General features: G+C 69.6%; 18 protein-coding genes and 2 pseudogenes. 9 read left to right on the forward strand and 11 right to left on the reverse strand.

What is annotated here, in order from left to right:
- Positions 1-15: 15 nt before the first annotated feature.
- Genes OG521_10705 through OG521_10725 form a run of 5 tightly spaced genes read right to left on the reverse strand, consistent with a single transcriptional unit; the run spans position 16 to position 5,753 of the window.
- A complete protein-coding gene (locus OG521_10705; GenBank protein ID WUW21234.1) occupies positions 16-816 on the reverse strand; it encodes an ABC transporter permease in 801 nt (266 codons plus the stop codon).
- Positions 816-1,742: an ABC transporter permease gene (locus tag OG521_10710; protein ID WUW21235.1), complete on the reverse strand. Its 927-nt coding sequence runs from the start codon at positions 1,740-1,742 to the stop codon at positions 816-818. Before OG521_10710 ends, OG521_10705 begins: the two co-directional genes overlap by 1 nt.
- Positions 1,739-2,887: an ABC transporter ATP-binding protein gene (locus OG521_10715; protein WUW21236.1), complete on the reverse strand. Its 1,149-nt coding sequence runs from the start codon at positions 2,885-2,887 to the stop codon at positions 1,739-1,741. The genes OG521_10710 and OG521_10715 overlap by 4 nt, the downstream gene beginning before the upstream one ends.
- Positions 2,888-2,944: 57 nt before the next feature.
- Positions 2,945-4,195 carry a spermidine/putrescine ABC transporter substrate-binding protein gene (locus OG521_10720; GenBank protein WUW21237.1) on the reverse strand — a complete coding sequence of 417 codons (1,251 nt, stop codon included), beginning with the start codon at positions 4,193-4,195 and terminating at the stop codon, positions 2,945-2,947.
- 43 nt (positions 4,196-4,238) lie between these two features.
- Positions 4,239-5,753, reverse strand: a complete 1,515-nt coding sequence (locus OG521_10725) for a gamma-aminobutyraldehyde dehydrogenase (protein ID WUW21238.1) — start codon at positions 5,751-5,753, stop codon at positions 4,239-4,241.
- 207 nt (positions 5,754-5,960) lie between these two features.
- Here OG521_10725 and OG521_10730 point away from each other — a divergent pair, with 207 nt between their 5' ends.
- A complete protein-coding gene (locus OG521_10730) occupies positions 5,961-6,566 on the forward strand; it encodes an NADAR family protein (protein ID WUW21239.1) in 606 nt (201 codons plus the stop codon).
- Positions 6,567-6,668: 102 nt separating this feature from the next.
- Here the strand turns inward: OG521_10730 and OG521_10735 are convergent, their stop codons facing one another.
- Complete coding sequence (locus tag OG521_10735) at positions 6,669-7,451, reverse strand: DUF4190 domain-containing protein (GenBank protein ID WUW21240.1); 783 nt, start codon at positions 7,449-7,451, stop codon at positions 6,669-6,671.
- Positions 7,452-7,574: 123 nt separating this feature from the next.
- Here OG521_10735 and OG521_10740 point away from each other — a divergent pair, with 123 nt between their 5' ends.
- The 6 genes from OG521_10740 to OG521_10765 all read left to right on the forward strand — a co-directional run bounded on the left by OG521_10740 (position 7,575) and on the right by OG521_10765 (position 13,537).
- The gene (locus OG521_10740; protein ID WUW21241.1) at positions 7,575-8,609 is read left to right on the forward strand and encodes an adenosine deaminase; all 1,035 of its coding nucleotides are present in this window, start codon (positions 7,575-7,577) and stop codon (positions 8,607-8,609) included.
- Positions 8,610-8,632: 23 nt separating this feature from the next.
- Positions 8,633-9,337 carry a glycerophosphodiester phosphodiesterase gene (locus OG521_10745; protein ID WUW21242.1) on the forward strand — a complete coding sequence of 235 codons (705 nt, stop codon included), beginning with the start codon at positions 8,633-8,635 and terminating at the stop codon, positions 9,335-9,337.
- A 63-nt stretch (positions 9,338-9,400) separates the two neighbouring features.
- Entirely contained in the window at positions 9,401-10,207 is an 807-nt protein-coding gene (locus tag OG521_10750; protein ID WUW21243.1) for an SAM-dependent methyltransferase, read from the forward strand.
- Positions 10,207-11,442 (forward strand): histidine kinase, encoded by a 1,236-nt coding sequence (locus OG521_10755; GenBank protein ID WUW21244.1) that lies wholly within the window; start codon positions 10,207-10,209, stop codon positions 11,440-11,442. The genes OG521_10750 and OG521_10755 overlap by 1 nt, the downstream gene beginning before the upstream one ends.
- A complete protein-coding gene (locus OG521_10760; GenBank protein WUW21245.1) occupies positions 11,439-12,167 on the forward strand; it encodes a response regulator transcription factor in 729 nt (242 codons plus the stop codon). Before OG521_10755 ends, OG521_10760 begins: the two co-directional genes overlap by 4 nt.
- A gap of 152 nt (positions 12,168-12,319) precedes the next feature.
- Positions 12,320-13,537 carry a beta-lactamase family protein gene (locus OG521_10765; protein WUW26638.1) on the forward strand — a complete coding sequence of 406 codons (1,218 nt, stop codon included), beginning with the start codon at positions 12,320-12,322 and terminating at the stop codon, positions 13,535-13,537.
- 20 nt (positions 13,538-13,557) lie between these two features.
- On the opposite strand, the gene OG521_10770 is transcribed toward OG521_10765, so the two are convergent.
- From OG521_10770 to OG521_10790, 5 genes and pseudogenes are all read right to left on the reverse strand, one after another.
- Positions 13,558-14,103: a hypothetical protein gene (locus tag OG521_10770; GenBank protein ID WUW21246.1), complete on the reverse strand. Its 546-nt coding sequence runs from the start codon at positions 14,101-14,103 to the stop codon at positions 13,558-13,560.
- Positions 14,104-14,255: 152 nt separating this feature from the next.
- A pseudogene (locus OG521_10775) lies at positions 14,256-16,013 on the reverse strand (hypothetical protein).
- Positions 16,014-16,501: 488 nt separating this feature from the next.
- Positions 16,502-18,274: pseudogene (locus OG521_10780) on the reverse strand (mycodextranase).
- 336 nt (positions 18,275-18,610) lie between these two features.
- Positions 18,611-19,774: a spermidine/putrescine ABC transporter substrate-binding protein gene (locus OG521_10785; GenBank protein WUW26639.1), complete on the reverse strand. Its 1,164-nt coding sequence runs from the start codon at positions 19,772-19,774 to the stop codon at positions 18,611-18,613.
- Between the two features lie 230 nt (positions 19,775-20,004).
- Positions 20,005-21,444, reverse strand: a complete 1,440-nt coding sequence (locus OG521_10790; GenBank protein ID WUW21247.1) for a gamma-aminobutyraldehyde dehydrogenase — start codon at positions 21,442-21,444, stop codon at positions 20,005-20,007.
- Between the two features lie 178 nt (positions 21,445-21,622).
- Between OG521_10790 and OG521_10795 the strand changes: the two genes are divergently transcribed.
- Together OG521_10795 and OG521_10800 are read left to right on the forward strand one after the other, a co-directional pair.
- Positions 21,623-22,114, forward strand: a complete 492-nt coding sequence (locus OG521_10795) for an Lrp/AsnC family transcriptional regulator (GenBank protein ID WUW21248.1) — start codon at positions 21,623-21,625, stop codon at positions 22,112-22,114.
- On the forward strand, positions 22,099-23,478 hold the full coding sequence (locus OG521_10800; GenBank protein WUW21249.1) for an aspartate aminotransferase family protein: 1,380 nt from the start codon (positions 22,099-22,101) through the stop codon (positions 23,476-23,478). The genes OG521_10795 and OG521_10800 overlap by 16 nt, the downstream gene beginning before the upstream one ends.
- Positions 23,479-23,628: the final 150 nt, after the last annotated feature.

The raw sequence follows: 23,628 nt of genomic DNA on the forward strand, positions 1-23,628 counted from the left end.
ACTCCTTCGGGACTTTCAGGGTCGTGCGTTCTTCCGCCGGTTCGCGATCAGCTGGCCGGCGAGAACCACCAGTACCGCAATGATGAACATCGCCGTACCGATGACGTTGATCTGCACGGGAGTGCCGCGCTGTGCCGAACCCCAGACGAACATGGGGAAGGTCACCGTGGAGCCCGCGTTGAAATTGGTGATGATGAAATCGTCGAAGGAGAGCGCGAAGGCCAGCAGCGCTCCCGCGGCGATTCCGGGGGCGGCGATCGGCAGGGTCACCCGCACGAAGGTCTGCACCGGTCCCGCGTACAGATCGCGCGCCGCCTCCTCCAGCCTCGGGTCCATCGACATGACGCGCGCCTTGACGGCCGTCACGACGAAGCTGAGGCAGAACATGATGTGCGCGATGAGGATCGTCCAGAAGCCGAGCTGTGCGCCCATGTTGAGGAACAGGGTGAGCAGCGAGGCGGCCATGACGACCTCGGGCATCGCCATCGGCAGGAAGATCAGCGAGTTGATCGCGCCGCGCGCCCGGAAGCGGTAGCGGACCAGGGCGAACGCGATCATCGTGCCGAGCACGGTGGCGCCGACCGTGGCCCAGACGGCGATCTGGAGGGAGAGCGAGAGGGAGCCGCACATGTCGGCGACGCCGCAGGGGTCCTTCCAGGCATCCACCGAGAAGCGCTGCCAGGAGTAGTTGAAGCGGCCGTTGGGCTTGTTGAAGGAGAACACCATCACGACGATGTTCGGCAGGATCATGTAGGCGAGGGTCAGCAGACCCGCGATGACGATCAGATGGCGTCGCAGCCAGCGCAGTACGGGCATCAGACCAGGTCCTCCGTCCCGGAGCGGCGGATGTAGACGGTGACCATGATCAGGACGACCGCCATGAGGATGAAGGAGAGCGCGGCCGCCGTCGGATAGTCGAGGACGCGCAGGAACTGGGTCTGGATGACGCTGCCGACCATCTTGGTGTCGGTGGAGCCCAGCAGTTCCGCGTTGACGTAGTCACCGCTGGCCGGGATGAAGGTGAGCAGTGTCCCGGAGACGACACCCGGCATGGACAGCGGGAACGTGACCTTGCGGAAGGTGGTGGCGGGGGTGGCGTACAGATCCCCGGCCGCCTCGTGCAGCCGGCCGTCGATCCGCTCCAGCGAGGTGTAGAGCGGCAGGATCATGAACGGCAGGAAGTTGTACGTGAGGCCGCAGACGACCGCCATGGGGGTGGCCAGCACCCGGTTGTTCTCGGTCCAGCCGAGCCAGCTGGTGACGTCCAGGACGTGCAGCGTGTTCAGTACGTCGACGACCGCGCCGCCGTCCGCGAGGATCGTCTTCCAGGCGAGCGTACGGATCAGGAAGCTGGTGAAGAACGGGGCGATGACCAGCACCAGCACCAGGTTGCGCCAGCGGCCCGCCTTGAACGCGATGAGGTAGGCGAGCGGGTAGCCGAGCAGCAGGCACAGGATCGTCGCGGTGCCCGCGTACAGCAGGGACCGGATGAACTGCGGGTAGTAGTCGGTCAGCGCGTCCCAGTACGTCTGGAAGTGCCAGGTGACCTCGAACCCCTTCTCCAGGGACCCGGTCTGTACGGAGGTCGAGGCCTGGTAGACGAGCGGGAGCGCGAAGAAGACGACGAGCCACAGGATGCCGGGGAGCAGCAGCCAGTAGGGGACGAGGCGCTTGCGGGTGGAGGGCTTGCGCAGGACCGGCTCGGTGGCGGGGGCCGGTGGTGCCTCCTTGGTGAGGCTCACGCCGCGTCCTCCACCGTCTCCACACCGGCGTCGATGTCCTGGGAGGCATCCAGGCCGAAGGTGTGCGCCGGGTTCCAGTGCAGGACGACCTCGGCTCCCGGGGTGAGGCCGGTGCGGGACTCGACGTTCTGCTCGTAGACGTGCAGCGCCTTGCCTGCCGGGCTCTCGACCACGTACTGCGTGGAGACGCCGATGAAGCTGGAGTCGACGATCCGGCCGGTGACGCGGTTGCGTCCGTCCGCTATCGCGTCGGCGTCGTCGGCGCGCGCGAGCGATATCTTCTCCGGGCGGATGCCGAGCAGCAGCTTGCCGCCGTTGTCGGTGGGGCCCGCGCACCGGTCGGCGGGCAGCCGGAGCTTGCCGCCGCCGGCCGCCACGACGATGTCGGTGCCCGCGGAGACGACCTCGCCCTCGATCAGGTTCGAGGTGCCGAGGAAGTTGGCGACGAAGGTGGTCCGCGGGTTCTCGTACAGATCGGCGGGGGCACCGAGCTGTTCGACCCGGCCCGCGTTCATCACCGCGACGGTGTCGGCCATGGTCATGGCCTCCTCCTGGTCGTGGGTGACGTGGATGAACGTGATGCCGACCTCGGTCTGGATGCGCTTGAGTTCGAGCTGCATCTGGCGGCGCAGCTTGAGGTCGAGGGCGCCGAGCGGTTCGTCCAGCAGCAGGACCTGCGGGTGGTTGATCAGGGCGCGGGCGACGGCGACTCGCTGCTGCTGGCCGCCGGAGAGCTGATGGGGCTTGCGCTTGGCGAAGTCGCCGAGCTGGACGAGCTCCAGCATGTCGTCGACCTGCTTCTTCACCGACTTGATGCCTCGCCGGCGCAGACCGAAGGCGACGTTCTCGGTGATGTCCAGGTGCGGGAAGAGCGCGTAGCTCTGGAAGACCGTGTTGACGGGCCGCTTGTACGGCGGCAGGCCGGTGATGTCGCGGCCGCCGAGGGTGACGGTGCCGGTGGTGGCCTCCTCCAGCCCCGCGATCATCCGCAGGGTGGTTGTCTTGCCGCAGCCGGACGCGCCGAGCAGCGCGAAGAAGGAGCCCTGCGGGACGGTCAGATCGAGCGGTCGGACGGCGGCGAAGGAGCCGTACGTCTTGCTGATCCCGGTGAGGCGGACGTCGCCGCCTGTCTGCTGCTGTGTCATGGATCGCAGTCCCAGTGGTGTCAGAGGGAGATCAGGGAGAGGAAGGGCGTGGCGTCGTCAGGCGCCGATGAGCTTGGCGAACTTCTCCTCGTACGCCGTCTCTTCCTTGGAGGTGAGGGAGCGGAAGGCGTGCGACCTGGCGGCCATCGCCTTGTCCGGGAGGATCAGCGTGTTGGCGGCCATCGCCTTGTCGATCCTGGCGAGTTCCGCGCGTACCCCGTCGACCGGGCAGACGTAGTTGATGTACGCGGCGAGCTGGGCGGCGACCGGGGGCTCGTAGTAGTAGTCCATGAGCTTCTCGGCGTTGGTCTTGTGCCGGGCCTTGGCCGGGACCAGCATGTTGTCGCTGGAGGTGATGTATCCGGCGGCCGGGATGGCGAACTTGATGTCCGGGTTCCCGGCCTGGAGCTGGATGATGTCGCCGGCCCAGGCGACGCAGGCGGCGATGTCGCCCTTGTCGAGGTCGGCGGTGTAGTCGTTGCCGGTGAAGCGGCGTATCTGGTTCTTGTCGACGCCCTTCTGGAGCCGGCCTATCGCCGCGTCGTAGTCGGCGTCGGTGAACTTCCCCGGGTCCTTGCCCATGTCGAGCAGGGTCATCCCGACGGAGTCGCGCATCTCGGAGAGGAAACCGACCCGGCCCTTGAGGGTGGGGTCGTCGAGCAGCTGGGTCACCGAGTCGACCTTGCGGCCGCCGGTCGCCTTGGAGTTGTAGGCGATGACGGTCGGGATGCCGGTCCAGGGGTAGGAGTAGGCGCGGCCGGGGTCCCAGTCGGGGGTGCGGAACTGGGCCGAGAGGTTGGCGAAGGCGTGCGGCAGGTTCGACGGGTCGAGCTTCTGGGCCCAGCCGAGCCGGATGATGCGGGCGGCCAGCCAGTCGGTGACGATGATCAGGTCACGGCCGGTGTCCTGGCCGGCCGCGAGCTGCGGTTTTATCTTCCCGAAGAACTCGACGTTGTCGTTGATGTCCTCGGTGTACTTGACCTTGATCCCGGTGCGTTCGGTGAACGCGTCCAGGGTGGGCCGGTGCTTCTCGTCCTCGCTGACGTCCATGTACTCGGTCCAGTTGGAGAAGTTGACCCGCTTCTCCTTGGCCGAGTGGTCGTCCGAGGCCGCCGCCGCGTCACCCTCCCGTTTGGCGGGCGGGATGCCGCACGCGCTCAGTGTCCCCAGGCCGCCGGCCGCGAGCGCGCCGAGACCTGAGGCGCGCAACAGCGACCGGCGGGTGAGGGCTCCCCTGCCGTTGGTCAGACTCCGGCGCATCGCGGCCAGCTGGGCCGCGGAGAGACGCTCGGGCTCGTACTGCTCCATACGCGTTGCCCTTTCGGGTGGGTATGCGGCCGGTCCGGCCTGGTTATCGGTCCCCGAAGATCGTGCGGTGCCAGTCCTTCCGGGCGACCGCGGTGTTGTCGTACATCACGTGCTTGACCTGCGTGTACTCCTCGAAGGAGTACGACGACATGTCCTTGCCGAAGCCGCTGGCCTTGTATCCGCCGTGCGGCATCTCGCTGATGATCGGAATGTGGTCGTTCACCCACACGCAGCCCGCCTTGATCTCGCGGGTGGCGCGGCCCGCCCGGTACAGGTCGCGGGTCCAGGCGGAGGCGGCGAGTCCGTACGGGGTGTCGTTGGCCAGCGCGATGCCCTCGTCGTCGGTGTCGAAGGGCAGCACGACCAGGACCGGGCCGAAGATCTCGGACTGGACGATCTCGCTGTCCTGGGCGGCACCGGCGACCAGGGTCGGCCGGTAGTAGGCGCCGTCCGCCAGCTCGCCGCCGGGGGCCTCGCCGCCGGTGACGACGGTGGCGTAGGCGCGGGCGCGCTCGACGAAACCGGCGACCCGGTCGCGCTGGGCGTGGCTGATCAGCGGGCCGAGGTCGGTCTTCGGGTCGAACGGGTCGCCGAGCCGGACGGTCTCCATCAGCGCGGCGACGCCCTGCACGAAGGCGTCGTACAGCGGGCGCTGGACGTAGGCGCGGGTGGCCGCCGTGCAGTCCTGGCCGGTGTTGATCAGGGAGCCCGCGACGGCTCCGTTGACCGCGGCCTCCAGGTCGGCGTCGTCGAAGACGAGGAAGGGGGCCTTGCCGCCGAGTTCGAGGTGGAGCCGCTTGACGGTGGAGGTGGCGATCTCCGCGACGCGCTTGCCGACGGCGGTGGAGCCGGTGAAGGAGGTCATCACGACGTCCGGGTGGCCGACGAGGTGCTCGCCGGCGTCCTTGCCCGCGCCGGTGACGATGTTGATCACACCGTCCGGGATGCCCGCCTCGGTGGCCGCCTGCGCGAACATCAGCGAGGTCAGCGGGGTGATCTCGGCGGGCTTGAGCACGATGGTGTTGCCCGCGGCGACGGCCGGGAGGACCTTCCAGGCGGCCATCTGGAGCGGGTAGTTCCAGGGTGCGATGGAGCCGATGACACCGATCGCCTCACGCCGTACGTGCGAGGTGTGGTCGCCGGAGTACTCACCGGCGGACTTCCCCTCCAAATGGCGGGCGGCGCCGGCGAAGAAGGAGGTGTTGTCGACCGTGCCCGGGACGTCGAACTCGGTGGAGAGCTTGACGGGCTTGCCGCACTGGAGGGACTCCGCGTACGCGAAGTCGTCCGCCTGCTCGGCGAGGACGGCGGCGAAGCGGTGCATCGCATCGGACCGCTCGCCGGGGGTGGCCCCGGACCAGCCGGGGAAGGCCTCGCGCGCCGCGGCGACGGCCGCGTCGACATCGGCCGTGCCGGCCAGCTCGTACGTGTAGACGGTGGCGCCGGTCGCCGGGTTCACGACCTCGTGCGTGCGCCCCGAGGTTCCTGGCCGCAGCCTTCCGCCGATGTACTGCGCGCCGTCCGCGAAGCGGTCCTGCACCTGGAAGCTGTTGCCCATCACGCTCTCCTCCGCCGCTGTCCCCGCAGACCGGGGGCGGCGTAGCTTCTGCTCGATTTGAGTGCCGATCCTGACAGAGGGGACCCATCCCAACAAGTGATTCCGTTGTTGCCTTTTGGTTACGCGACGGAATCTGTCGACCATGTGTCGCGTCGGTGCGGAATTCCCCGTACGTAGTGTCAGTGGCGGATGCCAGACTCGCGTGTCATGGAAGACATCGGGGACATCCGGGATGTACGAGGGCTCGTGTCGCGGGGCGATCGGGGCGACCGAGTGAAGTACCTGCTCTTCTGGGGGCACCGGCCGCGTCCGGACGGCCGGATCGGTGCGAGCTGTCTCAGCCAGTGGTGGCCCGCGCCCTTCACGGCCGACGGGGTCACCTATGCGTCGGCCGAGCACTGGATGATGGCCGGCAAGGCGCGGCTGTTCGGTGACGCCGAGGCCGCGGAGCGTGCGGTGGCGGCCAGGACCCCGGCCGAGGCGAAGAAGGTGGGCCGGCTGGTCCGCGATTTCGACGGCACCGTCTGGGAGCGCGAGCGGTTCGGCCTGGTCGTGGCGGGCAGCGTCCACAAGTTCGGCCAGAACCCGGGGCTGGGTCGCTTCCTGCTGGGCACGGGCGACCGGGTGCTGGTCGAGGCGAGCCCGATGGACCGGATCTGGGGCATCGGGCTGGCGGCGGACGATCCGCGCGCGGAGGACCCGGCGGCCTGGCGGGGCCTGAATCTGCTCGGCTTCGCACTGATGGAGGCGCGGGCCGCGCTGCGGGACGGCACGGTCGGCGCACACGGTGCGGACGGCACGGAGGGCATATGAAACGGCCCGTGGGGCGGCGGGAGGTTCCCGTCGCCCCACGGGCCGGATGTGCATGACGCCGGGCAGGCGGCCGTGGCCGGCCGTCGTCGCCGGGGCCGGGTGCTACGGGTGCGCGTGCGCCCCCTCGACGACCAGGGACAACGAGGCCGGCTCGTAGACCGAGGTGTCGTCGTCGAACTCGTCGGTGGTGATGGCCCAGATGATGAATCCCAGGAACGCCGCGCTGATGGCGATGCCGATCGAGCCGAGGATGACCCCGGCCAGCGCCACCCCGGAGTTGTTGGCCTCGCCCCGCTTGACCCGGCCGCGGCCTATCAGACCGAAGATCAGCGCGAGGACGCCGAGGATGACGCCGAGTCCGTACATGCAGAAGAGGGCCACCGAGATGATGCCGAGCACCAGGGAGGCGATACCCATCCCGTTCGCGGGTCCGGGCCCGCCCCAGGCGCTCTGGCCGTAGCCGGGATAGCCCGCGTAGTCGCCGTACTGCGGCGGCTGTCCCGGCGCCGGGTAGCCGTACTGCGCAGGCGGGGCCTGGGCCGGGTAGCCGTACTGCCCCATGGGCGGCGGGGTCGCCTGCCCCGGACCGTTCGGTCCGACGGGCGGTGGCGGCACCGACCCGGAGCCGTGCCAGTCACCGGCGCCGTGCTGCCCCTGGTCGGGGGCTCCGAAACCGGCCGTGGGAACCGGGCCCGTTCCGACGCCCGGCATCGACGTGACCGTCTGCTGGTCGTGCACGGGCGGCGGCCCGGGATTCCCCTGGTCCGCGTCCGGCTGCGGGCGAGGGTCCCCGGTGTTCTTGTCCAGCGGCACCCTGGTGTCCGGCGGAGCCCACGGATCGCGCGGCGCGGCCCCGTCCGCGGGCCGTTCTGTGTTGTCTGACATGGGCCTCCCCCATCGTGATGCCCGTCATGCTACGGGCCGCTCCCGTCCTACGATGACTCCCGTCCCCTGCCCGGTTCCCCGACATACCCGGGCCCCGCACCACCCCTGCCCCCGGAGGATCCGATGACCGATCTGCACCCCTTCATCGCGGGGCTGCCCAAGGCCGAGCTCCATGTCCACCATGTCGGCTCGGCCTCGCCCCGCATCGTCGCGGAACTGGCCGCGCACCACCCCGACTCCAAGGTCCCCACCGCCCCCGAGGCGCTGGCCGACTACTTCTCCTTCACCGACTTCGGCCACTTCATCGACGTGTACCTCTCGGTCGTGGACCTGATCCGCACCCCGGAGGACGTCCGGCTGCTCACGTTCGAGGTTGCCCGCGACATGGCGCGGCAGAACATCCGCTACGCGGAACTGACCGTCACCCCCTTCTCGTCCACCCGCCGCGGCATCCCCGACCAGGCCTTCATGGAGGCCATCGAGGACGCCCGCAAGTCCGCCGAGTCCGAGCTCGGAGTCGTGCTGCGCTGGTGCTTCGACATTCCGGGCGAGGCAGGTCTGGAGGCCGCCGAGGAGACCACCCGGCTCGCCGTGGACCTGCGGCCGGAGGGGCTCGTCTCGTTCGGGCTCGGCGGCCCGGAGATCGGTGTGGACCGGCCGCAGTTCAAGCCCTACTTCGACCGGGCGATCGCCGAGGGCCTGCACTCCGTGCCGCACGCCGGGGAGACCACGGGCCCGCAGACGGTCTGGGACGCCCTGACCTCGCTGCGCGCCGAGCGCATCGGCCACGGCACCAGCTCGGTGCAGGACCCGAAGCTCCTGGAGCACCTCGCCGAGCACCGCATCGCGCTGGAGGTCTGCCCCACCTCCAACATCGCGACCCGGGCGGTGAAGGACATCGAGCAGCACCCCGTCCGCGAGATGGTCCGGGCCGGTGTCCTGGTCACCATCAACAGCGACGACCCGCCCATGTTCGGCACCGACCTCAACAACGAGTACGGAGTGGCGGCCCGCCTCCTGGACCTCGACGAGCGCGGTCTCGCCGCGCTCGCGAAGAACGCCGTCGAGGCCTCCTTCCTCGACCCGGCCGGCAAGCGCACGCTCGCCGCCGAGATCGACACGTACACGACGGACTGGCTGGCACGCACCGGCCGGTGACCTCTCGCGGTGACAATGGCCCCATGGCCACCCCTGTCACCGCAGTCGCCCATCGCGGCGATCCGTACCGTGTCCGCGAGAACACCCTCCCCTCGATCCGCTCCGCCCTCGAACGGGGGGCGGACGCGGTCGAGGTCGACGTCCGGGTCACCCGCGACGACGTCCCGGTCCTGCTGCACGACGCCACGCTGGACCGGCTGTGGGGCCATGACCTGCGGCTCGACCGGCTCAGCCATCAGGAGCTGACCGAGCTGACCGAGGGCGGTGTGCCGACCCTGCGCGAGGCCCTGCTCGCCGCGGGGGCACACCGCCTCATGGTCGACCTGCCCGGCTCCACCGACGCATCGGTCCGCAGGATCGTCGGCGTGGTGCGGGAGTGCGGGGCCGGCGAGCGCACCTACTACTGCGCGGGGCCCGAGGCCATGCTGCGGGTGCGGGCCGCCGACCCGGCCGCCGAGATCGCGATGACCTGGACGACGCTCGCGCCGCCCCGGGCGGGACTGCTGGAGGCGGTGCGGCCGCGCTGGCTGAACTACCGCTTCGGGCTGGTCAGCAGGGAGCTGACGGACCGCAACCACCGGGACGGGCTGCTGGTGTCGGCGTGGACCGCGGACACCGGGCGCACGATGCGCCGGCTGATCCGGGACGGGGTGGACTCGATCACCACCAACCGGATCGACGTACTGCACAAGCTGGCCGTGAACTCCAGCGCCCGCGACGGCTCTTGATCGGTCCGGCATCATGGACGGCACCTCATCGTTTCGACGCCAGGCCGGCGCCAAGGAGCAGACGTGACCGTCCCCCGCAACAACGCCCTCCCCGCCCGCATCCGTTCCGACGTCGCCCACAACGCCCGGGTCTGGAACTACTGGCTCGGCGGCAAGGACCACTTCCCGGTGGACCGCGCCGTCGGCGACCAGGTCACCGGCATGTATCCGAGCATCGGTGAAGTGGCCAGGGCCGACCGGGAGTTCCTGGGGCGGGCGGTGCGGTACCTGGCCGGTGACGCCGGCATCGGCCAGTTCCTGGACATAGGCACCGGCCTGCCGACCGGGGACAACACTCATGAGGTCGCCCAGCACACCGCGCCCGACGCCCGCGTCGTGTACGTCGACAACGACCCGATTGTCCTGGCGCACGCCCGTTCGCTTCTCACCAGCTCCCCGGAGGGCGCGACCGAGTACATCGACGCGGACGCCCGGAACCCGGAGAGGATCCTGCGGGCCGCGCAGCCGACCCTCGATCTGGAACGGCCGGTCGCGGTCATGCTGCTGGGCATCCTGAACTTCGTCCCCGACACCGATGAGGCGCTGCACATCGTGCGGCAGCTGATGGACGCGGTGCCGTCCGGCAGCCATCTGGTCCTCACCCACCCCACGCTGGAACTGGGCGGCGAGGGCAACGAGGCGGCGATGCGGTTCTGGAACGAGAACGCCACGCCTGCGATCACCGCCCGCGGGCGCTTCGAGGTCGCCGCGTTCCTGGACGGGCTGGACATCCTCGATCCGGGCATCGTCTCGTGCGCGCGCTGGCGTCCCGCGCCCGGGCCGGCGGGTGTCGAGGTCGCCCAGTTCGGCGCGGTGGCGCGGAAGCCCTGATGCGCCGTCCGACGCGTCTGCGGGACGTGACGGCGAAGGCGCTCGGGGCCGGCCCGCGCACCGTCGACCTCCTCATCGCGCTGCTGGTCCAGGCGGCCGTGACCATGCCGTTCGTCGTGCCGCGCGCCCCGGATCTGCCGGACGCGACCTGGACGGCATACGGCATCACCACCCTGATGACGGTGCCGCTGGTGGCCCGCCGCAGGGCGCCGGTGGCCGTCCTCCTCGCCGTGCTCGCGGCCGGCGGCCTGTACCGCTTCACCATCGACGGACCGGGCCAGCCGCTCCCGTACACCGGACTCGTGGCGTTCTACACGGTGGCCGAACTCTCCTCCGCGCCGAAGCGGATCGGGGTCTCGGTGCTCACCGCGCTCGGCGTGCTGGTCTCGGTCGGCCTGGACAGCGACGCGATGCGGGAACTGCTCTTCTCCGTCTTCGTGTTCGCCGCCGCCTACGCCTTCGGCCGGCTGGCCGTGACGCGCAAGGCCTATCTGCGGGCGGTGGAGGACCGGGCCCGCCAGCTGGAGCTGACGCACCGCATCGAGGCCGAGCAGGCGGCCGCGCGGGAACGGGCCCGGATCGCCCGGGAGATGCACGACATCCTGTCCCACGCGGTCAGCCTGATGATCGTGCAGGCGGAGGCCGGCCCGGTGGCGGTCCGTACGGCTCCCGAACGTGCCGAGGCGGCCTTCGACGCGATCTCGGAGACGGGCCGCGACGCGATGGTGCAGCTGCGGCGGATGCTCGGTGTGCTGCGCGAGGACGGGGGCGGCTCGGGCGCTCCGAGGGAACCGCAGCCCTCGCTGGACGGGCTGCCCGGCCTGGTGGAGCGGGTCCGTGCGGGCGGTCCCGACGTCTCGTACGAGGTCACGGGCGAGGCCGGGTCGCCGGGACTGGCGGTCGAGGCCACGGTCTACCGGATCGTGCAGGAGGCCCTGACGAATGTGGTGAGGCATGCGGAGGCGGCCTCGGTCCGGGTGCGGCTGGAGCACGGGCCCGACGCGCTGACACTGACGGTCACCGACGACGGGCGCGGCCCCGGGGGCGGATCGGGACTGGGGCTCACCGGAATCCGGGAACGCGCAGCCGCGCACGGCGGCACGGCCCGCACGGGGCCCGGCCCCGACGGCCGGGGCTTCCGGGTCGGGGTGACGATCCCGCACCCGCGCCCCCGGCCGGAAGCGGAACGGGAACCGGAACCGGAACCGGGACAACGGACAGGGGTGGGACAGTGACGATCCGCGTGGTGGTGGCCGACGACCAGGAGCTGGTGCGCAGCGGCTTCGCGATGATCCTGGACGCGCAGCCGGACATCGAGGTGGTTGCCGAGGCGGGCGACGGGGGCGCGGCGGTCGACGCGGTGCGGCGGCTGGCGCCCGAGGTGGCGCTGCTCGACATCCGGATGCCCGGCACGGACGGCATCGAGGCCTGCCGCACCATCACGGCCGGGAGCGACTGCCGGACGGTGATGCTGACGACGTTCGACTCGGACGAGTACGTATACGAGGCACTGCACGCGGGCGCGAGCGGCTTCCTGCTCAAGGACGTCCGCCGGGACGATCTGGTGCACGCGGTACGGGTGGTGGCGGCCGGGGACTCGCTGCTGGCGCCTTCGGTGGCCCGCCGGCTGATCGCCGAGTACACCTCGCGCCCGCCCGCTGCGGCCGTGGAACCGTCGACGCGCCTGAACGTGCTGACGGTGCGGGAGCACGAGACGCTGCTGCATCTGGCGCGCGGACTGTCGAACGCGGAGATCGCGGCAGCGCTGGTCGTCAGCGAGCACACGGTGAAGACCCATGTCGGCAACGTGCTGTCCAAGCTGGGCCTGCGCGACCGGATCCAGGCGGTGATCTGCGCGTACGAGTGCGGTGTCGTCTCTCCCTCCGCGGAGGGAGGACCGGTCGCCGCCTCCCCCGCTCAGGGGAGGAAGCCTCCCCCGGGGAAACCCCCGCTCGGGTGATCCGTCCGGGCGCGTGGATCAACAGGATGGAATCCGACAGCAGTTGAGTTCCTCACCCGATCCCAACCGGATCTCACTGGATCTCGCTGGATCTTGCTGATCCAACGGATCTCATGGATCTCACCGGATTCCACGCCCAGGAGGCACCGGACATGAACGCCCGTACGCACCGCACCGTCCTCGCAGCCGTCCTGCTCCTCGGGATCGCCGCGGGCCCCGTCCCACCGGCTCTGGCGGCGACCGCATCCCCGGTGGCGGCGGCCCCGGCCGCACAGCGGTCCCCCGCTCAGGAGACACCGGACACCGGGGCGCCGGACGCCGCGGCGCTGCGGGCCGCGATCGGCGGCCTGCCGAAGGACGACGCCACGGCAGCGCTGGTGCGCGTCTCGGGCACCGCGGGAGGCTGGCGGGGCAGCGCCGGTGTGCACGATCTGGTGTCCGGGCGTCCGGCCGACCCGGACGGACGATTCCGGGCCGGTTCGGTGACCAAGGTCTTCACGGCGGCCGTCGTGCTCCAGCTGGCCGGCGAGGGCAGGATCAGCCTGGACCGGCCGGCCCGGCACTATCTGCCGGACCTGATCCCGGCGGCGTACCGGCGGGTCACGGTGCGCCAGCTGCTGAACCACACGAGCGGCCTCCCTTCCGTCGGACCGGCCGGCACCGACACGCCGGAGGGTGCGTACGCGCACCGCTTCGACCTGATCGACCCGGCGGACGTCGTGCGCGAAGCCACGGCGCACAGGCCGGACTTCGCGCCGGGCACCCAGCAGCACTACGCCAACATCGGCTACACCGTGGCGGGCCTGCTGATCGAGCGCGTCACCGGCGACACGTACGCCTCGCAGGTCTCGCGGCGCATTCTGGAGCCCCTGCGCCTGAGGGACACCGGCTTCCCGGGCACCGACCCCACGATCCGGGGGCCGCACAACCACGGCTACCAGCTCTTCGGCACGGCCGGTGAGCTGCGCGACGTGACGGTGTGGGGGGCGAGCGACGCGTGGGCGGCGGGTGACCTGATATCGACCACCGCCGATCTGGAGCGTTTCACCCGGGCGCTGTTCGGCGGACGGGTGGTGCGCGGCCCGCTGCTGGAGGAGATGTTCACACTGCCCGACGCGTCGGTACGGGAGTACGGGACGGGCGCGCCCGCCGCCTACAGCGCGGGTCTCTCGGTGATGACGCTCGGCGGACGCGAGGTCTGGGGCAAGACGGGTGGCCGCTGGGGCTACAACACGGCCGTCGCGGCCACCCGTGATCTCTCCAGGACCCTGGTCTACAACGTCAACGCGACGGACGCGAAGGGGAAGGACATGAACCCCACGGCGATGGGCATCGTGGTGGCCGCCTTCGGCGCCCCGTCCGCCGGCTGACCCGGAGTCCGGCGGCCGGCTCAGACCGCCGGGGCGGCCTCCGGCGCGGGCACCGGTTCCGGGGTCCGCTCCATGGCCTCGAGCCGCTTGATCTTGCGGTGCACGATCAGCAGCGGGATCACGCCGAAGACACCGAACGACATGTCGATGACCGACCACCAGAAGGGGATGTCACGGATGGGTCCGCAGATCAGGGCGAGCGGGATGATCCCGGCACAGGCGATCATGCCGAATTCGATGACCCAGATGTTGCGGACCGGGTCGCGGTAGGGGCCGTAGAAGGCGACCGCGATCACGAGGTGCGCGAAGGCCAGCCAGTCGGTGCCGTAGAGGACGAAGGGGTACTCGGCGTCGGCCGTGTCGATGCCGGTCCGGACCCGGGTGATCCACTCCATCAGGGCGGGGAAGTGTTCGGGGACGGGCGAGGCCGGGGAACTCAGCAGGTCCTCGGCCCAGCGCAGTTCATGGACGAGCGGGAAGGCGGTGAGCCCGCTCAGAACCAGACAGACGATGAAGACGACCAACCACACGCGTATACGCCTTCGCAAGGCGCGTCGCTCGCTCATATCGGCAGCGTACGCCGGGGTTTACGGGCTCTTTACACCGGCCCGAGGGCGGCGTCCGGAAGCCTCCGCGCACGGCGGAAGGGCCGCCCGGATCCGGGACACGGATCCGGGCGGCCCGCAGAAGCGGCGGTGCGCAGAAGGCACTCAGCAGATCACTGCCGTGCCGCACCCGTGTTGATCACGAACTGCGATCCGGGCTCGACCAGGACGTCTCCGTCGCGCGAACCGCTGATGGTCACGCCGGTGAGCGTCGCACTGCCCCGTGCGCCGCCCATGGCGAGAATGCCCGAGCCGTTGGTGGATCCGGAGATCGTCACATTGCTGACCTGCACGTCCGGCATCGCGCCGCCGCCGGTCTTGAACTGGATCCCGTCGTACGTCGAGTCCTGGATGTCGGTGTCACGGATCGTGACGCCGGGGATGTCGGAGCCCTGCGCGAACAGGGTGATGGCGCCGAACTCCTGGTCCTCGTTCCAGAACGCTCCGCCGGTGCGGTAGAGCCCGTTGTTCGCGATCAGGGTCTCCCCGGAGAAGGGCACCGGGTCGTGGTCGGTGGCCAGCATGATGCCGGGGTAGTTCATGGTGTCGTACACCAGGTTGTTCTCGATCTTGTTGCCGTAACCGCCGTAGACGGCGATGCCGTTGGCCCGCCAGGGCAGCTGCACGGTGTTGTTGCTGAAGACGTTGTCGTGGCCGATGTCCGCGGCGGGGTCCTTGACGTACTTGCTCGCCCACACCGCCAGTGCGTCGTCCCCGGTGTTGCGGAAGGACGAGTCGGTGACGGAGGAGTTGTGGGTGCCGTTGGTGAAGTTGATGCCGTCCGCGTAGGTGTTGCGGATGCGCATCCCGGTGAACTCGAGTCCGTCACCCGGCCCCCACAGCTCCGGGATGTTGCTGTAGTCGCGGCCGACCCAGGTGGCGACGTTGGCGTGCTCGATCCACACGTTGCTGATCTTGGTGTTCTTGCCGAAGCGGCCGTTGAGACCGACGCCGCCCTCGGCGTTGCCGTCACCGCCCCGGATGGTGCCGGAGCCGAAGATCGCGATGTCCGAGATCTGGGTGTTGTCGTCGATGTCGAAGCCGAAGTTGCCCTCGTGCGGGTGGTTGATGCCGCCCGCGTCCTGCGGCGCGGTGAGGGTGTAGAGCTGCGAGTGCCACATGCCGGCGCCGCGGATCGTGACGTCGCGGATCCCGACCTGGTTGTACTGCCCGCGGTCCTGCGGGTCGTCGGTGAGGATCTTCTGCTCCTGCCGCCACTGCCCGGCAGGGATCCACACACAGTCGATCTCACCGTTCTGGTCGGCGGTGACGGCGTCCTGGATCGCGTCCGTGTCGTCGTTCCCGTCGTCCGGGACCGCGCCGTACTCGGTGATCGAGGTGCACTCGGCGGGCTTGCTCGCGGGCGGCGCCACCTGCTCCAGGTCGACCAGGTCGACGACGTAGTACGCGGCGTCGTCACCGGCGTCGCGCTGGAGCCGGAAGGTGGTCCCCTCGGGGTAGGTCTTGTCGAGCAGTGCGTGCGACTCGTCGAACAGCCGCCGCGCGTCACCGCCGGGGCTGTTCGTCAGGCCTTCCGGCTGGTCCGTGTTGCCGTACAGCCAGCTGTGCCTGGACGACAGGTCCAGCTTCTGCACGAAGGCACCGTCGGCGTAGAGGCTCAGGGTCTTCTCCTGGCCGCCGCCGCCCGGAGCGTCGGGGATGGAGTTGCGGACGACGATGGAGTTGGTGCTGCCGGTCGAGGTGAACTCCACGTACTGGCCCGTGGAGTCGAGGCGTACCGACTTGCGCCCCGAGGACTCGGTGGCGAAGTTGGTGTGCCCGAAGGTGCGCGTGGCGTCCGTCTCCAGCAGGGTGCCGTCGTACGTGCCGGCCTCCGCCTCGTACTCGGCGTACGGGGTGGCGGCGCCCCGGTCGGCCGCGGCGGCGGACGTCTCGGGGACCACCGGTCCCGCGTGGGCGGCGGCCGGCAGCAGCCAGGTGGCGGTCAGTGCGGCGCCGAGCGTGAGGGCGATGCTCCGCCGGCTCCAGTCTCTCCTTGTCACAGCGTTCCTCTCGATGTGGGGGGATGTGGGATCCATGGGGGGATACAGAAGGGTGCAGGAAGTGGATGAGGCGCAGAGGGGGCCCGGGGAATGCGCCTGGCCCGCTCGCTCCCGCCAGGGTCTTTCGTTTGGATCAGGCCGGATCAGGGAGCGGGGTCCGGTGCGTGCGGCTGCAAGGCGGAGGAGGGAGTCGGATGGGGTCTCCCTGCTCGAGCGAAGCCGAGAGCTTGCGGAAGGAGCATGGGCGACCGACGACAACGCGGGAGGGGGCCCCTCCCTGCTCGAGCGAAGTCGAGAGCTTGGGGGAGCGCGCACCGGACCCCGCGAGCCCGGCATGATCCGAACGAGAGGCCCTAGTTGCCGCTGCCCGGCTCGGGCCATGCCGAGCAGTCGTCCCAGGTGCTGTCCCAGCCGGAGTTGCCGCCGCCGTCGGTGAGCGTGAAGGTGCCCGAGCCCTCGGGGTAGGCGCAGTTGTAGACACCGGCCGCGCCGACCCCGGTAGCGGTGACGTTCGACATCGTCACGGCTCCGGGCGTCTCGGCCTGGACGACGACCGTGCCGACCCCGTCCACGGCCGAACCGTCGACGGTGACGTTCTTGACGGCGTTGCCCGTACCGCCGCCCGAGACGAACTCGTAGGCGCCGTAGGGGCTGTCCTTGATGGTGGTGCCGGTGATGTTGACGTTCGCCTCGATGGCACTGTCGTAGGCGTCCACGCGCAGCGCACCCATCGGGTGGCCCCAGTTGGGGTTGAGGGCTCCCGTGCGTACGAGGGTGTTCCCGGAGACCGTGATGGTGCCGCCCAGCGGGAAGAACGGGTCGGCGAACTTCTGGTTGGAGATGGCGATGCCGCTGCCCAGCGCGTTGGTGTCGCTGATCAGGTTGTCCTTGACGGTGATGTCGCTGCCGCCGTAGATGGCGATGCCGTTCGCCAGGTTGGGCTGGGAGATGGTGTTGTTCGCGAAGGTGGAGCCGGTGTCGGCGGCGTTCAGCGACCACATCGCGAGGGAGTCGTCGCCCTGGTTGCGCAGGAAGTTGCCGCGCACCTGCACGCCGTGGGCGTTGCCGTTGAGGTTGAGGCCGTCGGCGGTGGTGTCGAGGATCCGGTTGTTCTCGACGACCAGGTTGTCGTTGTTGCCGGTCAGCCAGAGCCCGACCTTGAGGTGCTGCAGCCACATGCCGCTGACCAGGGAGCCGGGTCCGAGGGAGCCGTTGACGAAGTTGTCCGGGTTGCTGTCGACCCGCTCGGTGACCTCGCCGATGACCGCGAAGTCCTTGATGGTGACCTGGCCGGCGGAGTTGCTCTGGTTGATGAACCGCGAGGCGTGCACGACCGAGTGCCAGCTGCCGGCGCCCTGGATCGTGACGTTCTCGACCCCGCTCAGCTCGGAGTCCAGTTTGAAGTCACCCGCCGGGATCCACACCGTGCCGCCGGCCGCCTTCGCCTCGGTGATCGCCTCGCGGAAGGCCTGCGTGGAGTCCTGCTGACCGGTGGCGTCGGCGCCCTTGTCGACGACGGAGACCGCGCCGGACGGTGCGGCGGCGGGCGCGGCGACCTGCTCGAAGTCGGCGACGTCGACGGTGACCTCGGTGGCGGCGGCCTCCAGCCTCACCTTGTCACCCGCCGCCAGGTCGCGGCCCAGCAGGAGGCGTGCGTTGTCGAAGAGGTGGTGCGTCTTGGCGCCGACGATCCAGGGGGTGTCGACGTAGCTGTACTTGGAGGTGACCGGCAGGGACGCGTCGAGCTTCGTGCCGTTGACGTAGACGGCGAGTGAACCGCTCTGCCCGTCGGGCACGCTGTACGCGACGTTCACGGCGTTGGCCGCGCCGTCGAGGGTGAACTCCACGCTCTGCCCGCTGCTCAGGCGTACCGCCTGCCGGCCGGACGCCTCGGAGGCGAGGGTGCCCTGGGTGTGGTCGGGGCCGATCTTCTGGCCGGTGGTGGCGGCGGACTCCGCCTCGGCGGAGGTGAAGGGAAGGGTGGCGCCCGATACGGCGGCCGCCTCGGCCGCTGCCGGGGCCGGAGCCGGCCGGGCGGAGGCCTGACCGGTGACGCCGACGACCGTGCCCACGAGGGCGATCGCGACGGCGAGGACGTACGAATGACGCGTGGGGGCTGACATGCGCATGACACTCCGATTCTTGTGGGACTGCGCTTCCTCGTGGGGGAGGTGGGGGGAGAGGGAAGCGCCTGACACTCAAGCATCACGAACACATGAACACAAGATGTCGCTCAGATATTGAAAATTTTCGACAGCAAGGTGAAACAACCAACTGGTGCGGAGACGCAGGCCGAACGGAACCTGGCGCCGCACCCCTCCGCACCGGAGGACTCAGGACAGCGGCGGCGCCGGGAAGGGCCGTACCGGCCACGAAAAACCGGCACCCCGCGCGTTCCGCGTGGTGCCGGCTGTCCTCTTCGGTCTCCGTCGAAAGCCCTCGTCACGGACGACAGGGGCAGGTGCTCACAGTCCGACGATGGAATTCCACTTCTTGGCGAACCCGGCGCGCTCCTCGGAGGTGATGTCACGGGCGATCGCCAGCCGCTTGCGCATGGCGTCGTCGGGGAAGATCAGCGGGTCCTCGGCGAGCGCGGCGGTCTCCTCGTCCTTGGAGGAGGCGAGCACCTCGCGCGCGGCCGGCACCGGGCAGACGTAGTTGACCCAGGTGGCGAGCTCGGCGGCGACCTCGGGCTCGTAGTAGAAGTCGACGAGCTTCTCCGCATTGCGCTTGTGGCGGGCGAGGTTGGGGATCATGAGCGATTCCGCCCAGAGCTCGGCACCCTCCTCCGGCACCACGAACTCGATCTCGGGGTTGTCCGCCTGGAGCTGGATGACATCGCCGGAGTAGGCCTGGCAGGCGAGCACGTCGCCGGTGGAGAGGTCCTTGATGTAGTCGTTGCCGGTGAAGCGGCGGATGTGCTTCGACCTCACCAGCTTCTCCACCTGGTCGCAGATCTCGTGGAAGTCGTCGGCCGTCCAGCGGGTGATGTCGACGCCGTTGCCCTGCATCAGCAGCGCGAACGACTCGTCGAGCCCCGACAACAGCGTCACCTTGCCGCGCAGATCGTCCGCCCACAGATCGCTCGTGTGCTTGATCTCGCGGCCGAGCCTCTTGCGGTTGTATGCGATGCCGGTGATCCCGGACTGCCAGGGCACGCTGTGCGTCCGGCCCTTGTCGAAGGCGGGCGAGCGCAGTTGCGGGTCGAGGTACTTCGCCACGTTGGGCTGCTTGGCCCGGTCCATCTCCTGGACCCAGCCGAGCCGGACGAACCGCGCCGCCATCCAGTCGCTCATGACGATCAGATCGCGGCCGGTCTGCTGGTGGTTCATCAGGGCCGGGCTGATCTTCCCGAAGAACTCGTCGTTGTCGTTGATCTCCTCGGTGTACGTGACGGAGATCCCGGTCCGCTTGCTGAACGCGTCGAGGGTGGGCCGCTTCGACTCGTCCTCGTCGTCGGTGTCGATGTACAGCGGCCAGTTGGCGAAGTGCAGGGTGTGGTCGCCGGCGGAGTAGTCGCGTCCGGCCCGGTCACCCGGCTCCACGAAGGCGGCGGGCACTCCGCAGCCGGCCAGCGTGGCACCGGCCGCTCCCGCCCCGAGGGCGCGGAGCAGGGACCGGCGGGACATGGGGTGGTTCGGGATCGCTCGCACCTGCGCAGGATGCCGGTCCGCCGGTGCGGCGGGCAATGGACCAACCGTCCAGCGGTGCCCGCCCGCCGCGCACACCCTGTCGAGGGCGGACGGACCCTCCGGGCGCGGACACCGCTCCCGGAGACACGGATACGGCCCCCGGGCACTCGCACAGTGCGCCCGGGGGCCGTATCCGTGTCCATGGAGCGAGGCTCCGCCGACGGGTTTCAGCCGTCGAGCGAGGTCATGACGTGCTTGATGCGGGTGTAGTCCTCGAAGCCGTAGGCGGAGAGGTCCTTGCCGTAGCCGGACTTCTTGAATCCGCCGTGCGGCATCTCGGCGACGAGCGGGATGTGGGTGTTGATCCACACGCAGCCGAAGTCGAGGTTCTTGGACATCCGCATGGCGCGTGCGTGGTCCTTGGTCCACACCGAGGAGGCGAGGGCGTAGTCGACGCCGTTCGCCCACTCCAGCGCCTGGGCCTCGTCGGTGAACGACTGGACGGTGATGACCGGACCGAACACCTCGTTCTGGATGATCTCGTCGTCCTGTTTGAGGCCGGAGACGACAGTCGGGGCGTAGAAGTAGCCCTTGTCACCGACCCGGTGGCCGCCCGCCTCGACCTTGGCGTGGGCCGGGAGCCGCTCGACGAAGCCGCTGACCTGGGCGAGCTGGTTCGCGTTGTTGAGCGGGCCGTAGAGCACGTCCTCGTCGTCCGGCTGCCCGGTCTTCGTGTCGGCCGCCGCCTTGGCGAGCGCGGTGACGAACTCGTCGTGGATCGACTCGTGGACCAGGACGCGGGTCGCGGCCGTACAGTCCTGTCCGGCGTTGAAGTACCCGGCGACCGAGATGTCCTCGACGGCCTTCGCGATGTCGGTGTCCTCGAAGACGACGACGGGCGCCTTGCCGCCGAGCTCCAGGTGGACCCGCTTGACGTCCTTGGCCGCGGACTCGGCCACCTGCATGCCCGCCCGGACCGAACCGGTGATGGAGGCCATCGCCGGCGTCCGGTGCTCGACCATCGCGCGGCCGGTGTCACGGTCGCCGCAGATGACGTTGAAGACGCCCTTGGGCAGGATCTGCCCGATGATCTCGGCGATCAGCACGGTCGACGCCGGGGTGGTGTCGGACGGCTTGATGACGACGGTGTTGCCCGCGGCGAGGGCCGGGGCGAACTTCCAGACGGCCATCATCATCGGGTAGTTCCACGGCGCGACCTGCGCGCAGACCCCGACCGGCTCGCGGCGGACGATGGAGGTCAGACCCTCCATGTACTCGCCGGCCGAGCGGCCCTCCAGCAGCCGGGCGGCGCCCGCGAAGAAGCGGATCTGGTCCACCATCGGCGGAAGCTCTTCGCTGCGGGTCAGCCCGACCGGTTTGCCGGTGTTCTCGGACTCGGCCGCGATGAGGTCCTCGGCGCGCTCCTCGAAGGCGTCCGCGATCTTCAGCAGGGCGCGCTGCCGCTCGGCGGGCGTGGCGTCGCGCCAGGCGGGGAAGGCAGCGGCGGCGGCGTCCATGGCGGCATCGACATCGGCCTCGCCCGAGAGCGGCGAGGTCGCGTAGACCTCCTCCGTCACCGGGTTGACCACGTCGATGGTCCGCCCGTCGGCGGCGTCCCGGAACTCTCCGTTGATGTAGTTGCGCAGACGGCGCACCTCGGTGGTCACAACCACCCCTCCTGTCGACACGTCCAATGGGTGAGACATCCAGCCTAGTCGCATGGGTAACGGTTTCGACATACCCAACCGCCGTCAACTTCGGATTCGGTGAGATTAGAGCCCTTCAACAACGAATTTCATCGATTGAGGGTTGCGAGACGGACGAGTCCCGGTGCAGAGTGGCTCCGTGGCCAGTCGCAGCGCAGACTCCAGGACCGGGAACGGATCGTCCCCAGCGGTCGATGCCGTGTCCCTCGCAATCATCGAGCAGCTCCAGGAGGACGGGCGCCGTCCGTACGCCGCGATCGGCAAGGCCGTGGGCCTCTCCGAGGCGGCCGTGCGCCAGCGCGTACAGAAGCTGCTCGACCAGGGCGTGATGCAGATCGTCGCCGTCACGGACCCGCTCACCGTGGGGTTCCGGCGGCAGGCGATGGTCGGGATCAACGTCGAGGGCGACCTCGACCCCGTCGCGGAAGCCCTGTCGGCCATGGCCGAATGCGAGTACGTGGTGATGACCGCGGGCTCCTTCGACCTGATGGTGGAGATCGTCTGCGAGGACGACGACCACCTGCTGGAGACGATCAACAAACGCATCCGGGCCATTCCCGGTGTGCGCTCCACCGAGAGCTTCGTCTACCTCAAGCTCAAGAAGCAGACCTATATGTGGGGAACCCGATAGCCGTGAGCAAGGACCTCAGCCGGACCGCGTACGACCACCTGTGGATGCATTTCACCCGCATGTCGGACTACGAGAACGCGCCCGTTCCCACCATCGTGCGTGGCGAGGGCACCTACATCTACGACGACCAGGGCAAGCGCTACCTCGACGGCCTGTCCGGCCTGTTCGTGGTCAACGCCGGCCACGGCCGCCACGAGCTCGCCGAGGCCGCTTACAAGCAGGCCCAGGAGCTCGCCTTCTTCCCGGTGTGGTCCTACGCCCACCCGAAGGCCGTCGAGCTGGCCGAGCGCCTCGCCGACTACGCCCCGGGCGACCTCAACAAGGTCTTCTTCACCACCGGTGGCGGCGAGGCCGTCGAGACCGCCTGGAAGCTGGCCAAGCAGTACTTCAAGCTCAAGGGCAAGCCGACCAAGTACAAGGTCATCTCGCGCGCGGTCGCCTACCACGGCACCCCGCAGGGCGCCCTGTCCATCACCGGCCTGCCGGCCCTCAAGGCCCCCTTCGAGCCGCTGGTCCCCGGCGCGCACAAGGTGCCGAACACCAACATCTACCGCGCCCCGATCCACGGCGACGACCCGGAGGCCTTCGGCCGCTGGGCCGCCGACCAGATCGAGCAGGAGATCCTCTTCGAGGGCGCGGACACCGTCGCCGCCGTCTTCCTGGAGCCGGTGCAGAACGCCGGCGGCTGCTTCCCGCCGCCGCCCGGGTACTTCCAGCGGGTCCGCGAGATCTGCGACCAGTACGACGTGCTGCTCGTCTCCGACGAGGTCATCTGCGCCTTCGGCCGCCTCGGCACGATGTTCGCCTGCGACAAGTTCGGCTACGTGCCGGACATGATCACCTGCGCCAAGGGCATGACCTCGGGCTACTCCCCCATCGGTGCCTGCATCATCTCGGACAGGCTCGCCGAGCCGTTCTACGAGGGCGACAACACCTTCCTGCACGGCTACACCTTCGGCGGCCACCCGGTCTCCGCGGCGGTCGGCCTCGCCAACCTCGACATCTTCGAGCGCGAGGGCCTCAACCAGCACGTGCTCGACAACGAGAACGCCTTCTTCACCACACTCCAGAAGCTCCACGACCTGCCGATCGTCGGCGACGTCCGCGGCAACGGCTTCTTCTACGGCATCGAGCTGGTGAAGGACAAGGTCACCAAGGAGACGTTCACCGACGAGGAGACCGAGCGCGTCCTGTACGGCTTCCTCTCCAAGGCGCTGTACGACAACGGCCTGTACTGCCGGGCCGACGACCGCGGCGACCCGGTCGTCCAGCTCGCCCCGCCGCTGGTCTCCGACCAGTCCACGTTCGACGAGATCGAGGGCATCCTGCGGTCCGTCCTCACGGAGGCCTGGACGAAGCTCTGACCCCAGGCCCGGGCAGGTTCCGAACGGGACGCCCGTTCGGCCCAGGCTTGACCACCGCTTGACCGTCCCGGGAGGAATCCCGAGGGACCCCTCCAGCGGTCATTTCATACGGTCCACGCGGCCCGGATGCGCCCATTCGAGTGGGAAGAA

The organism is Streptomyces sp. NBC_01463, assembly GCA_036227345.1.
In the GTDB taxonomy this organism is placed as follows: Bacteria; Actinomycetota; Actinomycetes; order Streptomycetales; family Streptomycetaceae; genus Streptomyces.

Coding starts and splice junctions, on each gene's coding strand:
- OG521_10755 (WUW21244.1), top strand. CDS start 10,207: ATGCGCCGTCCGACGCGTCTGCGGGACGTGACGGCGAAGGCGCTCGGG.
- OG521_10745 (WUW21242.1), top strand. CDS start 8,633: ATGGCCACCCCTGTCACCGCAGTCGCCCATCGCGGCGATCCGTACCGT.
- OG521_10770 (WUW21246.1), bottom strand. CDS start 14,103: ATGAGCGAGCGACGCGCCTTGCGAAGGCGTATACGCGTGTGGTTGGTC.
- OG521_10730 (WUW21239.1), top strand. CDS start 5,961: ATGGAAGACATCGGGGACATCCGGGATGTACGAGGGCTCGTGTCGCGG.
- OG521_10740 (WUW21241.1), top strand. CDS start 7,575: ATGACCGATCTGCACCCCTTCATCGCGGGGCTGCCCAAGGCCGAGCTC.
- OG521_10725 (WUW21238.1), bottom strand. CDS start 5,753: ATGGGCAACAGCTTCCAGGTGCAGGACCGCTTCGCGGACGGCGCGCAG.
- OG521_10785 (WUW26639.1), bottom strand. CDS start 19,774: ATGTCCCGCCGGTCCCTGCTCCGCGCCCTCGGGGCGGGAGCGGCCGGT.
- OG521_10705 (WUW21234.1), bottom strand. CDS start 816: ATGCCCGTACTGCGCTGGCTGCGACGCCATCTGATCGTCATCGCGGGT.
- OG521_10720 (WUW21237.1), bottom strand. CDS start 4,195: ATGGAGCAGTACGAGCCCGAGCGTCTCTCCGCGGCCCAGCTGGCCGCG.
- OG521_10735 (WUW21240.1), bottom strand. CDS start 7,451: ATGTCAGACAACACAGAACGGCCCGCGGACGGGGCCGCGCCGCGCGAT.
- OG521_10765 (WUW26638.1), top strand. CDS start 12,320: ATGAACGCCCGTACGCACCGCACCGTCCTCGCAGCCGTCCTGCTCCTC.
- OG521_10715 (WUW21236.1), bottom strand. CDS start 2,887: ATGACACAGCAGCAGACAGGCGGCGACGTCCGCCTCACCGGGATCAGC.